The organism is Amycolatopsis lurida, assembly GCF_900105055.1.
Classification (GTDB): domain Bacteria; phylum Actinomycetota; class Actinomycetes; order Mycobacteriales; family Pseudonocardiaceae; genus Amycolatopsis; species Amycolatopsis lurida.
Genome location: NZ_FNTA01000004.1, coordinates 7,382,114 through 7,395,933 on the forward strand (window position 1 = coordinate 7,382,114; position 13,820 = coordinate 7,395,933).

The window sequence follows — 13,820 nt, forward strand, 5'->3', positions numbered from 1 at the left end:
GTCAGGGCATACCCCGGACGAGCGGATCCAATCCCCGTAGATCAACTCGGTCCACGCTGGACGAGCTTCAGCGAGACATAGTCGGTGAAGCCGGCGCGCTCGGCGTACCGGACGGGCCGGCGCTGGTACTCGCTGGACAGGTCACGCGCGGCGGGCCCCCATGGACAGCCAGGCTTCGTGTTGCCCTTCGGTCTTGGCCCAGAGTGCCTCCAGTTCGGCGGCGCCGAAGTCCTCCACCGGGATACGGAACTCCCGCAGCGTCTCGGCGAACTCGTCGAGGGAGGACAGTGTGTGGCGCTCGCCGTCGCCGCGCTTGAGCGTGCGCGCGCGTAGAGCCAGCTCACGGCCGTCACGATGATGTTGCGCCACGAGCACCCTGGCGAACGGGGAGTCCGGCGACCTGATCTCGTCCCGTTCGGCGAATTCGGTGACCTCGCGGGGCGCGGTGCGGAAGTCGCAGGATTCCACCGTGCCGCCGGGATGGTGATGCATCCGCCAGGTCTCGCCGTCGAGGCGCTCGATCCGGAACGGCAGTTCTCCTTGCCGATACGTGCCGTCCCGCACCGGAAGAGGCTCGAGGAACGCGTCGCCGATGCCGGTGTCGGCGAGCCAGGTCTCTCCGTCGAGGTCGACCAGCAGGGCGATGTGGTTACCCCATTGGCCCTCGCCGCGGGTCGAGCGCAGGACAGCGGCTTCCACGACTGTCACGTCGAATCCGGCCGCCCTCAGCAACAGGGCGAGCGCGCCGTTCATCTCGTAGCAGAGCCCGCCCCGGCGACGGCGCGTGAACTTGTCGGTCAACGCTTCCGGGTCGAGCAGGAGCGTCCTGCCGAGCTGGAGGTCGAGATTCTCGTAGGGGACTCGGAACCGCCACGCCCGGTGCAGGTTCCGGAGCGTGGTGAGATCCGGCCGGATGGGCTCGCGGTACTCCAGCCGGTCGAGAAACGCGTCGAGGGTCATGTGGATCTCCTTGGGTAGATTGACTCTAAAATTAGAGTAGCTCTAATTTTGGCGTCGATCCAGTATGGTGATGACATGACGGAACCGGCGGGTTTGCGGGAGCGGAAGAAATGGCGCACCCGCAAGGTGTTGATCGAGACGGCGTACCGGCTCTTCGAACGGCAGGGCTACGACCGGACGACCACCGCGGAGATCGCCGCGGCCGCCGAGGTGTCCACCGCGACCTTCTTCAACCACTTCGCGACGAAGGAAGACCTCCTCCTCACTGGCGACGGTGAGGAGATCCTGCGCGCGGGGCTGGACGTGCTCGCCGCGCGCGAGGAGGGCGAGACACCGGCCGGGCTTCTCCGGCGCGCGATGCTCGGGATGCTCACCGAGGCCGGAGCGGGGCTCCGCGATCCGGGTGCCGAGCCCGAGCGGATCCGGCTGCACCTGATCACGTCGGTGCCGTCGGTGCGCGCGACGATGCTGCAGCGTGCCTTCGACGCTCAGGAGCGGCTTTCGGCCGCGCTGTGCCGGGCCTGCGAGATCGACGAGGTCGACGCCGCGGTGCTGGTCGGAGCCGTCACCGGGGCGGTTTTCGCCGCCGGGCGAACGGCCCTCCGTCTCGGGACTCCGCTCGACGAGGCGATGCGACGGGCGATCGACCTCGCGACGGCCTGACCGGGCGGCTTCACGAACGGTGCCAGGCGATCCCGCGGTATGCGGAGCCGTCCGCCGCGAAGCCGGAGCCGATGATGACGGTGCCGATCGCGTTGATGTGCTGGGCCACGGTCGCGGTGATATCGAGAGGCGACGGGAGCGGGACGGGTGTCGCGTCCGCGTCCCAGCGCACCGGCCGCACCGTTCCCAGGCTCACGGACTCGCCGACGACGGTCCCGGCTTCGTCGATGTCGAAACACGTACTGGCGACGTCCGAAGGCAGGGGCCGGAGCACGGTGGGCCGTCCGTCGCGATCCCAGCGCGCGCCGATGCCGTGCCGGTCCGGGGTCATGCCCCAGCCGATCGCGAAACCTCCTCCGGTGATCCGGACGACCTGCCCCGCGGAGAAGTCCCGTTCCCCGGTCAGCAGGACGGTGCCTCCGTCGCGATCCCACACGACCCCGTCGCCGAGAATGGCGCCGGAGTCGGTGATCCCGCACGCCGTCGCGCGGCGGGGCGGGGGAAGTGTGCTGATCTTCCCCGAGGGCGTCCAGCGCACGGCGGTGCGGACCCCCGTGCCCGTCCTGGCCGATCCGACGACCTCGTCCAGCCCGTTCAGGTCCTGCCCCTGGGTCTCGCCGTTCCCGGGCAGGGTGGCGAGTTCGACGGTCTCGCCGCCGGGTTCCCAGCGCAGCGCCCGCCAGTGGTAGCCCGGCCACATCGCGTTCCCCAGTACCGACCCGCGGGCGTTCACCCGGCACGCCGTGCCGGAGACCGCACCGCCGGGGAGTTCGAGCGCGCGTATCCGGCCGTCGGGCCGCCAGCACACGGGCCGGAGGTGCTCTCCGGCGAGGAGCGAACCCGCGATGACACCCTCGGCGTTGACGCTGACCGCGCGTCCGCCGGAACAGCCGTCGAGGATCGGCAGCGGCGTGGGATGGCCATCGCGGTCCCAGCGCACCGGCCGCGACCCCGACTCGCCCACGATCACCCCGGCGTCGTTCACGCAGTAGGCGCCGGTGCCCTCGTCTCCGGAGAGCGGCCGCAGGCCGACCGCCGTGAAGCCGGGTCCCTCGGGCATCGGATCGAGCACGAGTGGGCAGCCTAGTGCGACGGCGCACGCGATGGGAAAACTTGCACTGACCGGGTGACACAGCACTCCACAATGGACCGGTCTACGGGGTGAGCACGATCCTGCCGAACACTTCGCCGTCGTCCATCTTCCGGTGCGCCAGAACGGCTTTCTCCATCGGCAACACCTCGTGCACCACCGGGCGCAGTTCACCGCGCGCCGCCGCGCCGAAGTGTTCCGCGCTCACCACCCGCCGATCCGGCTCGGGGATCGAGTCCGCGCTGAAGGCCGCGAACGACAGGGACTTCCGGAAGGCCGCCATCAGCTTCGCGCCGAAGTCCGCCGGGGGCATGCCCGCGACCACTCCGACGGCGACCATGCGGCCGTTCGGGTTCAACCGGTCGAAGAAGGACGGCATGTCCACACCGGACACGATGTCGATGACGACGTCGTACCCCGCCGGTCCGTCCCCCTCGCCGGAACGGTCGAGGACGTGGGTCGCCCCCAGCTCACGCAGGCGGTCGCCGCGTTCGGCCGAGGACGTCGTGACCGCCACGGCGCCGGCGCCACCGCGCACCGCGAGCTGCACCGCCATGATCCCGATGCTGCCCGCCGCGCCGCGCACCAGCACGGATTCGCCCGACGTGAAAGGGGCGCGGGCGAGAGCGAAGTGCGCCACCATGCCGGAACTCCCGACGGCCACCGCGTCGGTGGCGGACAGGTTTTCGGGAAGGGGAAGGATCTTCTCCGCCGCGACGGCCACTTGTTCCACGTAACCGCCGCCCTCGCCGGTGAACGCCCAGACGCGCCGCCCGGCCCAAGCCGGATCGACGCCGCCGCCGACCGCCGTGACGGTACCGGCCACCTCGTTGCCGGGGATGAATCCTTCACGGAAGCCGAATCCGGCGAGAGCGCCGCTGCGGATCACGGTGTCGACGCCGCCGACACCGATCGCTTCCACGTCGATCAGCACTTCTCCCTCGGCGGGCACGGGGGAGGGGACGTCGATCACGGCGAGGCCCTCGGGGGCGCCGAACGTCCGGATCTCGACTGCGCGCATTTCGTCTCCTGGTCGTCGATCACTGGTCCGGCGGACGTTAACGGACGCCCCCGTCCGTTTTGGCTAAAGTGAGAGCGGTGACCGATCATTTGTCTCGGATCCCGCGCTCCGACGCCGTGGACAATCGCGAACGCATCCTCGAAGCGGCTCGCGTGCTGTTCGCCACCGAGGGGCTGAACGTGCCGCTGCGGGAAGTCGCGCGCCGCGCCGAAGTCGGCCCCGCCACGCTGTACCGCCACTTCCCGACCAAGGAGATCCTGGCGACGGAGGCGTTCGCCGGGCAGATGCGCACCTGTCACGCCGTCGTCGACGAGGGGCTCGCCGATCCGGATCCGTGGCGCGGTTTCTGTTCCGTGATCGAGAAGATCTGTGAGCTGCATTCGCGCGATCGCGGATTCACGGCGGCTTTCGTGTCGGCCTTTCCCAAGGCGGTGGACTTCACCGCGGATCGCGACTACGCGCTCAAGGCGATCGCCGAGCTGGCGGACCGGGCCAAGGACTCCGGGAAGCTGCGCCCCGATTTCGTCCTCGACGACCTGATCCTCATGCTCATGGCCAACAACGGGATCCAGGCCGCTTCGGCGGCCGCGCAGGTGGCGGCGTCCCGGCGGTTCGCCGCGCTCGTGATCCAGGCCTTCCGAGCCGGGCCGGCGCGGGCGCCGCTGCCGCCGGTGGCGCGCCTGGCCCTCGTGATGCCGGGGGTGACCGGCTGAGTCACTTCCTGCGGGCTTCGAGGCCTTCGAGGATGAGGTCGAGGCCGTAGGCGAATTCCTTCGTGTGGTCGTAGCCCGGCCGCTGGGCGTGTCCGGTGATCACCTCGGCCAGATAAGGGAACTCGTCCCGCGGCAGGTTGCCGAGGATGTCGTCCGCGACCCCCGGGACGTCTTCGCTCAGCGGGAGGTTCGACTCCTGCAACACGAATCCACCGATGTAGCTGTCGATGAGCGAGACGGCGTGCACCGCCATCGGAAGCGTGAATCCCGCCCGTCGAAGGACGCCGAGGACGGCATCGTGGTGGCGTAGCGTCGCCGGCCCTGGATTCCGGCGGGAGTCCATGAGGCCCAGCGCCCAGCTGTGCCGGGACAGGACCTCGCGTGCGGACGAAGCACGAGCGCGGATGGCGTCACGCCAATCGCCGGTTTCGGTGCCGGGCAGCTCGATCGCCGCGAACACCGCGTCGACGACGCCGTCGAGGATCGCGTCCTTGTTCGGCACGTGGTGGTACAGCGACATGGCCTCCACGCCCAGGTGCTGCGCGACCCGGCGCATCGTCATCGCTTCCACGCCACCGCGATCGGCGACTTCGATCGCGGCCTTCAGTACGCGGTCCCTGGTGAGTGATCGGCGAGGCGGCACATTGACAACCTTACAGACGTAAGACAGCCTTACGACTGTAAGGCCATCGAAAGGGAGAGTCCGATGCCGATGCCGAGATGGTGGGGCCACGTCAACAAGCGGGTGTTCAACCCCCGTGCGATCGCCGGAGGGAAGTACCCGGTGCTGATCCACATCGGCCGCGCCTCGGGAAAGACCCGCCACACGCCGCTCGACGCGCATCCCGTCGACGGCGGCTACCTGTTCGTCCCGGTGTACGGCCCGGAGGCGGACTGGGTGCGCAACATCATGACCGCGGGGAAAGCGCGGCTTCGGATCGACGGACGGGAAGTGGACCTCGTCGGCCCGCGGCTCGTGGGGGCGGCCGAATTCCCCGATGGAGTGACCCGCCCGCCGAAACTCCTCCGTATCACCGAATTCCTCCGGATGGACGTGAAACCCTGAGCCGACCCTGCCCGGACTGGCAGGCGCGGGGGTCGTGAGTGACAAGTGTCGTTCTAACGACACTTGTCACTCACGACCCCCGCGCCTGCCGCCCGCTCCGACGCGACACCTTCGGCCTCTTTCCCAGTAGTACCAGGGAGGGAGATGGCATCGTCCTTCAGGTCGATGCCCGATGCGCTGTGGCTTCGTAGTTTTGGCGGTATGAAACGAACTTCAGTGGTCATCGCCGCGGTGTGCGCGGCAACGCTCGTTTCCCCGGCCGTCGCCTCCGCGACGCCACAGCTGCAGCGGACACTGCAGCGCGACGCCGACACGCTCGTGGCGAACGGTTCACCCGGTGCGCTCGTGGAGGTCAGCACGGCCAGGGACAGCGTGAAGGTGCGCAGCGGCCACGGCGATCTGCGGACCCGGACCCCGGTGCCGTGGGACGGGCATTTCCGGATCGCGAGTTTCAGCAAGACGTTCCTGTCCGCGACGATGCTCCAGCTCGTCGGAGAGGGGCGCCTTTCCTTGGAGGACAAGGTGGACCGGTGGCTGCCGGGGGTGGTGAGCGGGAACGGCAACGACGGCAGGGCCATCACCGTCCGGCAGCTGCTGCAGCACACCAGCGGGCTGCACGACTACATGGCGGAACTCGATCTCTTCACCGAGAAGGGCTTTCTGCGTCACCGGTTCGACGAGCTCAGCGCGTCCGAGGCGGTGAAGCTGGCGGTCGGCAAGCCGCCGGCGTTCGAGCCAGGGAAGAGCTGGGGCTACTCCAACACCAACTACGTGCTCGCCGGGATGATCACCGAGAAGGTGACCGGCCGGGACTGGCGGCAGGAGATCATCGACCGGATCGTCCGTCCGCTGAACCTGCGCGAGACCACCCTGCCGCACACGTCGCCGTTCATCCCGGCCCCGCACGCGCGAGGGTACGACCGGTTCGTCGTCGAGGGCTCGAATCCGCCGCGGCTCGGGCGACGGGTGGACGTGACATTGATGAACCCGTCGATGGGCGGGGGAGCGGACGGATCGATCAACAGCACCACCGAGGACGGCAACAAGTTCCTTCGGGCGCTGCTGGGCGGCAAGGTGCTCCCGCCGTCGATGCTGGCCGAGATGAAGAAGACGGTGCCCGCGCCGGGACTCGGCGCGTACGGGCTCGGCCTGGTGAAGTCGACCGTTTCCTGTGGTGACTACTGGGGTCACGGCGGCGCGTTGCCCGGCTATCTGACGGGGAACGGCGTGACCGAGGACGGCAAGCGCAGCGTGATGGTTTCGCTGAACACGCTCACGCCGTTCCACCCCGGTGCCGAACCGCCGGCGGGCAACCCGCTGGACCCGGTGATCGACCACGCCCTCTGCGGCCGCTGACCCGCCTCGTGAGTGGTAAGGACGGTTCTAACCGTCCTTACCACTCACGAGGTTCAGCACCGGCGTTTTCCCGTGATCAGACGGACGACACGCGTGATCAGACGGCCGACACCCGTCCAGTCACGCGAAACCGCCGTCCGTGCACCGAGGCCTTCACGGACTGGGGCCGTCCTCGCCGCTCAAGAGCCCCAAGTACGCGCGGCCTCCACCAGGGCCGTGACGCATTCCGCGACAGCGGGCCGTGTTTCCCCCTGCGGCTGCACGGCGTAGAGCTGCCGATGCAGTACCGGTTCGAGCGGGGCGCACACCACGGTCGGCGGCGCGATCGTGGTGGCCATGCCCGGCACCAGCGTGACGGCGCCGAGCCCGGCGACGACGGCGAACTGGGTGCCGAATCCGCTGACCGTATGCCGCACGATCGGTTCGATCCCGCGTTCGCGCAGTGTCTGGCGGATCCAGGCGTTCGCCAGCGTCGGCCGGGCCCAGGCGACCCAGATCTCGTCCGCGAGGTCTCCGGCGCGCACCGAATCCGCGCCGGCCAGCGGATGCCCGGCCGGGAGCACGATCATCGCCGAGTCGTCGCGCAGTTCGGTCCAGCGGGTCGCGGGTGGCCGGGTGAGCGGCAGGTTCTCCCAGCTCTCGACGACCACGACGTCGAAGACCCCGTCGGCCAGCGCGGGAAGGGCGACTTCGGGTTCGACCTCGTGCAGCCGCGCCTCGATGCCGGGGTGATGGACGGCGAGGCCAGTGAGCGCCGGTGCGATGAACGTATGCACCCCGGAGGGGATGGCGCCGATCTCGACCACACCGGTCGTCTCCCCGGTGAGGGAGTCCAGATCCGCGCGAGCGGCGCGGAGTTCGGCGAGCACCCGGTCCGAGCGCTGCGCCAGCAGCAGCCCCGCCGGGGTCAGCCGCACGCCGCGCCCGTGCCGGACGAGGAGCCCGGTGCCCGCCTCCCGTTCCAGCTTGGTCAGCTGCTGGGAGATCGCCGACGGTGTCACGTGCAGCAGCTCGGCCGCCGCGGCGAGCGATCCCCGCCGCCACACGGCGTGCAGCATCCGCAGCCGTTCCACATTGGACAGATCACCACTCATTAGCCGAGCTTAACCCTCGTGGTTAGAGGATCTCGCTGGTCCTGCCCGCCGCCGTGCGGTCGAATCGAAGGCATGCGGCACATCAGGTTCTTCGTCGATCCGAGGGCGCAAGGAGTCCTCGGCGCCCTCGCGATCGCCCTGTCCGCCCCGCTCGTCGCCTTGTCCGGGGTCAGCTCGACGACGGCGACGTTCTTCCGTTGCCTGTTCGCTTTGCCGATCCTGGTGATCTTGGCGCGTTGCGGAGAACGGGGACACCGCCCCGCTCCGGCCGCGCGGCGACGCCACGTCCTGGCGGGCGTCCTCCTCGGGATCGACATGGTGCTGTGGAGCGAGGCGATCCTCTCCGTCGGCGCGGGCGTCGCCACGGCACTGGTCAACGTCCAGGTCGTCCTCGTCCCCCTGGCCGGCCTGCTGTGGTTCGGCGAGCGGCCGCCGCGATCGTTCTGGCTGTCCATCCCGGTGATGCTGGCGGGGACCGCGCTGGCCGGTGGGCTGGCGGACGGCGGTGCCGCGGGCAGCGATCCTTGGTACGGCACCGTCATGGCGGTCCTGGCGGGGGTCGCGTACGCCGGTTACCTGATCCTGTTGCGCCGCGCCGGAACCGACGGCGGCGGACGGACGACGATGCTCGCCACGGCGACCGCGGCGTCGGCGAGCGTGGGTGGCCTTTCGGGCCTGTTCGCCGGAAACCTCGACGTCACACCGCCGGTTTCGGCGTTGCTGTGGCTGTTCGTGCTGGCCGTGACCGGGCAGGTGCTCGGCTGGCTCCCGATCGGCAAGGCCCTGTCCGCCCTGCCCTCGAGCGGCGGGTCCGCCGTGCTGATGCTGCAACCCGCCGCCGCGATCCTGTTCGGTGCCGCCCTGCTCGGCCAGTGGCCGACCCCGCTGCAACTGGCGGGGTGCGCGCTCGTCGTCGCCGCGGTGGGCGCCGTTTCGTTCCTCGGCGGCCGGTCGTCAGGGAACCACCAGCACCGGCCAGTGCCCGGCCCTGATGAGCTTGGTCGCGACCGACCCCGCGAACCGGTGACCGGCCTTCTGTGAGGCGCCGACCACGACGGTGTCGACCTGGCTGCGGTCGGCGGTGTCGCGGAGCGCGGTGTACGGATCGCCGTAGGTCTTCAGGAAGCTGACTGGCACCTCCAGTTCCTCGGCGGCTTCGCGGATCTGCTCGCGGATCTCCGCGTAGAGCTGCACTGCCGTGTCGTGTTCCATCGTCGCCGCGACCGCGGGACCGAGTGCCGGACGGCAGACGAAGGCGACGATCAGCCTGCCGCCCTCGCGTCGCGCCATGCCGAAGGCGAAGGCGGCCGCCCGCATCGCCGTGTCGGAGCCGTCGACCCCGGCCAGGATGGCCCGCCCCGTGTGGTGCCGGGGCGGGCCGAAACGCTCCACAGTGGACTCGAAGGCGCCGGTCATCACGCGCCTACCTGACGACCGCGTCGGACGCCGGGGCTTCTTCCGTGTCCACGTCGAGCGTGGTGCGCAGGGTGAGCGGCTTGAGCAGCAGCGCCGCGATCACGCCCACGACACCCACCGCCGCGGAGATCAGGAAGATGTGCGCGGTCGCGTCGCCGTACACGGTGTGCACGATCGTCTGGACCTCCGGCGGCAGCGCCTTGAGGTTGAGCGCGCTGACGCTGCCCGTCGACGCCTGGCCCGCCGGCACGTGCAGCGCGGTGGACAGGTCGGCGGTGACCCGGTTCGCGAGCACCGCGCCCAGCACCGAGACCCCGATGGTGCCGCCGAGTGACCGGAAGAACGTGACCGAGGCGCTGGCCGCGCCCAGATCCCGCAACGGCACGGTGTTCTGCACGGCGAGCACGAGGTTCTGCATCGTCATGCCGACACCGATGCCGACGATCGCCATCGCGACACCGACCAGCCACAGCGGCGAGGCGTGGTCGACGGTGCCCAGCCCGAGGAACCCGATCACCAGGGTGATCGTGCCCGCCACGATGTACGGCTTCATCCGTCCGGTGCGGCTGATCAGGCGCCCGGACACGGTCGAGGAGACGAGCACGCCGCCCATCAGCGGAATGGTCAGCAGACCGGCTTCGGTGGGTGAGTAGCCGCGGCCGACCTGGAAGTACTGGCCGAGGAACACCGCGCCGCCGAACATCGCCATCCCGACCGCCAGGCTCGCGATGATCGCCAGCGCCGGGGTGCGCTGGGTGATGATGTGCAGCGGGACGACGGGTTCGCGGACCTTCCGTTCCACCACCACGGCGAAGGCGAGAAGCACGGCGCCGCCCGCCACCATCACGGCCGTCTGCCACGACAGCCAGTCGAAGCTGTTGCCGACGAAGGAGACCCAGATCAGCAGGACACTCACGCCCGCCGCGATCAGGCCCGCGCCGAGGTAGTCCACCTGGACGCCTTCCCGGCGCACGGTCTCCAGCTTCAGGGTCCGCTGCAGCACGATGAACGCCGCCACCGCGATCGGCACGCCGACGAAGAAGCACCAGCGCCAGCCGAGCCACGGCACGTCCACGATCAGGCCGCCGAGCAGCGGGCCGCCGACGGTGGCGACCGCCATGACCGCGCCGAGGTAACCGTTGTAGCGGCCGCGTTCCCGCGGCGGGATGATCGCCGCGATCACCACCTGGACCAGCGCCTGGAGACCGCCGACGCCGATGCCCTGGAACGCGCGGGCGGCGATCAGCTGTTCGGTGTTCTGGCTGAATCCGCTGATCGTCGAACCGGCCACGAAGATCACGATCGCGATCTGGACCAGCGTCTTCTTGTTGAACAGATCGGCGAGCTTGCCCCAGATCGGCGTGGTGGCCGTCGCCGCCAGCAGGGTGGCCGTGACCACCCACGTGTACTGCGTCTGCGTGCCGTTCAGCGAGCCGATGATCAACGGCAGGGCGGTCGACACGACCGTCGAGCTGATCATCGCCACGAGCAGCGCGAGCAGCAGACCGGACAGCGATTCGAGCACCTGGCGGTGCCCCATCGCCCCTGACGGTGCCTCCGCCGTCGTTCCCTCGGTCTTCATGGCGTCCTTTCGAGCGGCATTGTTGCTCATTGTGCAAACTTGCGCAGTGAGAACTTTATTCCCCTCGCTACGCTGTCCTGGTGGACACCCTCGACACGCTGCGCACCCGCAAGAAGGCGGCGACGCGGCAATCGCTGCACGAGGCCGCGCTCCGGCTGGCGATGGAGCACGGGCTGGACGGCGTGACCGTCGAGGACATCGCCGACGCGGTGGGCGTGTCCCGCCGGACGTTCTCGAACTACTTCGCGAACAAAGAGGACGCGATCCTGCACGCCGACCGCGAGCGCACCGGGCTGCTGGTGACGCTGGTCGAAGGCAGACCGCCGGGCGAGAAGCCCTGGCAGGCGCTGCGGGCGGCGAGCCGGGAGCTGTACCGCGCGCATCCCGTTCCCGACCGTGATTGGGTGGCGCAGTTACGGCTGCTGCGGCGGCATCCGTCGTTGCTCGCGCGGCAGGCGGGCGATCAGTTCGCCCTCGAACGCGACCTGATCGCGGTGCTGCTCGCCAGGGGGCACGGCCTCGAGCAGGAGATGGCCAGGCTCACCGCGGCGACCTTCCTGGCCACGTTGCGGACGGGGAACATCCTGTGGCTGGAAGGTCCGGAAGAACAGCCGCTTCCCGAGTTGGTCGACCGGTTGCTCGGCCGCGTTCAGCTCCGGTGACCGAGGGCATACGCAACGCGGCCAAGGCTGGTCCGAGGCGATGGCCCACGGCATGGTCGACATGATGCTCGCCAAGGAGGCGGGCGTCGACGACGCCGACGACCTTCCGTCAGTGGTGTGAAGAAGTGCTCAAGCCGGCGGTCGGCTCGGTACGCTGACGGTGTCCAAGAGCAGTTTCGCGGCCACCGTGGCCCCGTCGGTCCGGATCGTGTCCGCCACGGCCTTCGCCCGCGCGCCGGTCTCGGGGGACAGGGCGGCGGCGAGCGCGGCCGTCAGGGACTCGCCGGTCGGAGCCGGATCCTGGTGCGCCACGCCGATTCCCAGTTCCGCCACCCGCTCGGCCCAGTACGGCTGATCCGCGATCCGCGGGACGACCACCTGGGGCACGCCCGCCCGGGAAGCCGTCGTCGTGGTGCCCGCACCGCCGTGGTGCACGACGGCGGCCACCCGGCGGAAGAGCGCTTGCTGATTGACCTCCCCCACGACGAAACAGTCACCGGCGTCGTCGATCGAGGTCAAACCCGCCCAGCCGCGGGCGAGCAGGATCCGCCGTCCCAGCGCGCGGGCGGACTCGATGGCCACCCGTGCGATGTCCTTCGGCGCGTACGCGGCCATGCTGCCGAAACCCACGTACACCGGCGGCTCACCCGATTCGAGGAACTTCTCCAGTTCTGCGGGGAGCGCACGGTCGTCGGGCTGGATCCATGCTCCCGTCTGGACGATGTCGAGATCCGTCATTCCCGCCGACGGGCACAGAACCTCGTCCGCCGCCAGCCAGGGGGTGCCGGTGAAGACGTGATCGCGGACGTTCTCCACCGGCGGCAGCCCGATCGCCACCCGGTGCTCGTTGAGCGCACCGCCGTACAGGGCATCGACCCGTTCCGCGTCCTGCCGCCACAGCACCCGGTTGTCCGTCTCGCCTTCCGGGGACGGCGTACCCGGCCGGATCCCCGGGGCGAAGCGCCGCGACGGCAACCCGAAGATGTGGAAACACGCGTATACGTAAGGAATCCCCAGTTTCTCCGCCACGTCCCGCGCACCGGCGGGCAGCAGTCCGGTCGCCAGGATCGCGTCGCATCCTTCCTCCGCCGCCGCGGAAAGCGTTTCGAACCGGGCGGCGACCAGCGACGGCGCCAGCTTCAGCGCGTCTTCCCCCGTCGGCGGTTTCGGCCCGGCGACCACCGAGTGCACCGTCGGGCCGAGTGGTATCAGCGGCACCCCGGCCCGCTCCAGCAAGTTCACGAATTCCTCGTCCGGAGGCGCGCACACCAGCGCTTCCGCACCGAACTTCCGCAGTTCCACGGCGAGCCCCACCAGGGGTTCGACATCTCCGCGCGACCCCCATGTCGTCAGCAAAACACGCACTTCGCGACTTCCCTTCCCGCAGATCATGGCCTTCGGCGGGCAATTCTGGGGGACGACCCTGGTCTTGCCGCAAGCCCCCATGTCCGCTATAAGTTGAAGGGGGCGGGGAAAGGGTTCTCTTCCGTCCACTCTGGACGGGGGTCCCGTCAGATCGAGCCGGTGCGCAACGCGAAGGCGACGGCGTGCGTGCGGTTGTGCAGGCCGTACCGGGACATCACCCGGTGAAGGACGTTCTTCACCGTGCTCTCCGAATAGGCGAGTTTGACCGCGATCTCTTCCGTGCCATGGCCGTCGGCCAGCAGGCGGAGGACTTCTCGTTCGCGATCGGACAGGCCGGACAACGCGAGACCGTTGGGCACCAGCAGGTCTTCCTGGATCCGTTCGAGCTGGGAGAGCAGGCTGCCCTGCAGGCGCGGCGGCAGGGCACCGGCGCCCTGGCTGACCGCGAGGATCGTCCGCACCAGGTGCTCGCCGTCGAGTTCGCGCCGCGGCAGCAACGCGGCCATCCCGCATTCGATCGCCGTCATCAGCACCTGGACCGGGAAATGGTCGGTGACGATCACGCATCTCGGTGGCGTCGCGAGTGACGACGCGGCGCGAACCTGGCGCAGGAAAGCGAAAACCCCGTCGCCGATCGAATCCCCGACCGTCACGATGACTTCGGCGGCCCCGAGGTCGGTGTCGGGCAGCACGTCCAGCCGATCGTCGGCGCCGAGGATGCTCGTCGTGCCGAGCCCGGCCAGCAGATCCGGTGCGTACACGGCGACTCTGACGCGCTCGGTCCTCCTGCTGATCTTCTCCCCGTGAATCATGCGAAGTCCCCATCCGAAGC

The 13,820-nt window shown here is 69.6% G+C and carries 15 protein-coding genes; 6 read left to right on the top strand and 9 right to left on the bottom strand.

The window, feature by feature from the left end:
* Nucleotides 1-141 precede the first annotated feature (141 nt).
* Entirely contained in the window at nt 142-960 is an 819-nt protein-coding gene (locus tag BLW75_RS40060) for an arylamine N-acetyltransferase family protein (protein ID WP_034324625.1), read from the bottom strand.
* Between the two features lie 75 nt (nt 961-1,035).
* On the opposite strand from BLW75_RS40060, the gene BLW75_RS40065 reads away from it, so the two are divergent.
* Nucleotides 1,036-1,623: a TetR/AcrR family transcriptional regulator gene (locus BLW75_RS40065; protein ID WP_034324624.1), complete on the top strand. Its 588-nt coding sequence runs from the start codon at nt 1,036-1,038 to the stop codon at nt 1,621-1,623.
* 10 nt (nt 1,624-1,633) lie between these two features.
* Here the strand turns inward: BLW75_RS40065 and BLW75_RS40070 are convergent, their stop codons facing one another.
* A complete protein-coding gene (locus tag BLW75_RS40070) occupies nt 1,634-2,695 on the bottom strand; it encodes a hypothetical protein (protein WP_241784215.1) in 1,062 nt (353 codons plus the stop codon).
* Nucleotides 2,696-2,777: 82 nt separating this feature from the next.
* The gene (locus BLW75_RS40075; RefSeq protein WP_034324622.1) at nt 2,778-3,734 is read right to left on the bottom strand and encodes a zinc-dependent alcohol dehydrogenase family protein; all 957 of its coding nucleotides are present in this window, start codon (nt 3,732-3,734) and stop codon (nt 2,778-2,780) included.
* A 77-nt stretch (nt 3,735-3,811) separates the two neighbouring features.
* Here BLW75_RS40075 and BLW75_RS40080 point away from each other — a divergent pair, with 77 nt between their 5' ends.
* A complete protein-coding gene (locus BLW75_RS40080) occupies nt 3,812-4,447 on the top strand; it encodes a TetR/AcrR family transcriptional regulator (protein ID WP_034324621.1) in 636 nt (211 codons plus the stop codon).
* A 1-nt stretch (nt 4,448) separates the two neighbouring features.
* Here BLW75_RS40080 and BLW75_RS40085 read toward each other — a convergent pair whose 3' ends face one another.
* Entirely contained in the window at nt 4,449-5,090 is a 642-nt protein-coding gene (locus BLW75_RS40085; RefSeq protein WP_034324619.1) for a TetR/AcrR family transcriptional regulator C-terminal domain-containing protein, read from the bottom strand.
* 63 nt (nt 5,091-5,153) lie between these two features.
* Here BLW75_RS40085 and BLW75_RS40090 point away from each other — a divergent pair, with 63 nt between their 5' ends.
* Both BLW75_RS40090 and BLW75_RS40095 read left to right on the top strand, forming a co-directional pair.
* Nucleotides 5,154-5,513, top strand: coding sequence for a nitroreductase/quinone reductase family protein (locus BLW75_RS40090; RefSeq protein WP_034324618.1), 360 nt, complete (start codon nt 5,154-5,156; stop codon nt 5,511-5,513).
* A gap of 201 nt (nt 5,514-5,714) precedes the next feature.
* Nucleotides 5,715-6,869 (top strand): serine hydrolase domain-containing protein, encoded by a 1,155-nt coding sequence (locus tag BLW75_RS40095; RefSeq protein WP_034323827.1) that lies wholly within the window; start codon nt 5,715-5,717, stop codon nt 6,867-6,869.
* Between the two features lie 179 nt (nt 6,870-7,048).
* On the opposite strand, the gene BLW75_RS40100 is transcribed toward BLW75_RS40095, so the two are convergent.
* Nucleotides 7,049-7,963, bottom strand: a complete 915-nt coding sequence (locus BLW75_RS40100) for a LysR family transcriptional regulator (RefSeq protein WP_034323828.1) — start codon at nt 7,961-7,963, stop codon at nt 7,049-7,051.
* Between the two features lie 72 nt (nt 7,964-8,035).
* Between BLW75_RS40100 and BLW75_RS40105 the strand changes: the two genes are divergently transcribed.
* The gene (locus BLW75_RS40105; RefSeq protein WP_034323829.1) at nt 8,036-9,004 is read left to right on the top strand and encodes a DMT family transporter; all 969 of its coding nucleotides are present in this window, start codon (nt 8,036-8,038) and stop codon (nt 9,002-9,004) included.
* Here BLW75_RS40105 and BLW75_RS40110 read toward each other — a convergent pair.
* The gene (locus BLW75_RS40110; protein WP_034323832.1) at nt 8,918-9,379 is read right to left on the bottom strand and encodes a universal stress protein; all 462 of its coding nucleotides are present in this window, start codon (nt 9,377-9,379) and stop codon (nt 8,918-8,920) included. The genes BLW75_RS40105 and BLW75_RS40110 overlap by 87 nt on opposite strands.
* A gap of 7 nt (nt 9,380-9,386) precedes the next feature.
* A complete protein-coding gene (locus tag BLW75_RS40115; RefSeq protein WP_034323834.1) occupies nt 9,387-10,961 on the bottom strand; it encodes an MDR family MFS transporter in 1,575 nt (524 codons plus the stop codon).
* Between the two features lie 80 nt (nt 10,962-11,041).
* On the opposite strand from BLW75_RS40115, the gene BLW75_RS40120 reads away from it, so the two are divergent.
* Nucleotides 11,042-11,623 carry a TetR/AcrR family transcriptional regulator gene (locus tag BLW75_RS40120; RefSeq protein WP_034323836.1) on the top strand — a complete coding sequence of 194 codons (582 nt, stop codon included), beginning with the start codon at nt 11,042-11,044 and terminating at the stop codon, nt 11,621-11,623.
* A 129-nt stretch (nt 11,624-11,752) separates the two neighbouring features.
* Here BLW75_RS40120 and BLW75_RS40125 read toward each other — a convergent pair whose 3' ends face one another.
* On the bottom strand, nt 11,753-12,988 hold the full coding sequence (locus tag BLW75_RS40125) for a glycosyltransferase (protein ID WP_034323904.1): 1,236 nt from the start codon (nt 12,986-12,988) through the stop codon (nt 11,753-11,755).
* A gap of 146 nt (nt 12,989-13,134) precedes the next feature.
* On the bottom strand, nt 13,135-13,800 hold the full coding sequence (locus tag BLW75_RS40130; RefSeq protein WP_034323839.1) for a helix-turn-helix transcriptional regulator: 666 nt from the start codon (nt 13,798-13,800) through the stop codon (nt 13,135-13,137).
* Nucleotides 13,801-13,820: the final 20 nt, after the last annotated feature.

Excerpts from the sequence above, each read along its gene's own strand:
- BLW75_RS40060 (WP_034324625.1), bottom strand. The coding sequence starts at position 960 with ATGACCCTCGACGCGTTTCTCGACCGGCTGGAGTACCGCGAGCCCATC.
- BLW75_RS40065 (WP_034324624.1), top strand. The coding sequence starts at position 1,036 with ATGACGGAACCGGCGGGTTTGCGGGAGCGGAAGAAATGGCGCACCCGC.
- BLW75_RS40075 (WP_034324622.1), bottom strand. The coding sequence starts at position 3,734 with ATGCGCGCAGTCGAGATCCGGACGTTCGGCGCCCCCGAGGGCCTCGCC.
- BLW75_RS40090 (WP_034324618.1), top strand. The coding sequence starts at position 5,154 with ATGCCGATGCCGAGATGGTGGGGCCACGTCAACAAGCGGGTGTTCAAC.
- BLW75_RS40095 (WP_034323827.1), top strand. The coding sequence starts at position 5,715 with ATGAAACGAACTTCAGTGGTCATCGCCGCGGTGTGCGCGGCAACGCTC.
- BLW75_RS40100 (WP_034323828.1), bottom strand. The coding sequence starts at position 7,963 with ATGAGTGGTGATCTGTCCAATGTGGAACGGCTGCGGATGCTGCACGCC.
- BLW75_RS40105 (WP_034323829.1), top strand. The coding sequence starts at position 8,036 with ATGCGGCACATCAGGTTCTTCGTCGATCCGAGGGCGCAAGGAGTCCTC.
- BLW75_RS40110 (WP_034323832.1), bottom strand. The coding sequence starts at position 9,379 with ATGACCGGCGCCTTCGAGTCCACTGTGGAGCGTTTCGGCCCGCCCCGG.
- BLW75_RS40115 (WP_034323834.1), bottom strand. The coding sequence starts at position 10,961 with ATGAAGACCGAGGGAACGACGGCGGAGGCACCGTCAGGGGCGATGGGG.
- BLW75_RS40130 (WP_034323839.1), bottom strand. The coding sequence starts at position 13,800 with ATGATTCACGGGGAGAAGATCAGCAGGAGGACCGAGCGCGTCAGAGTC.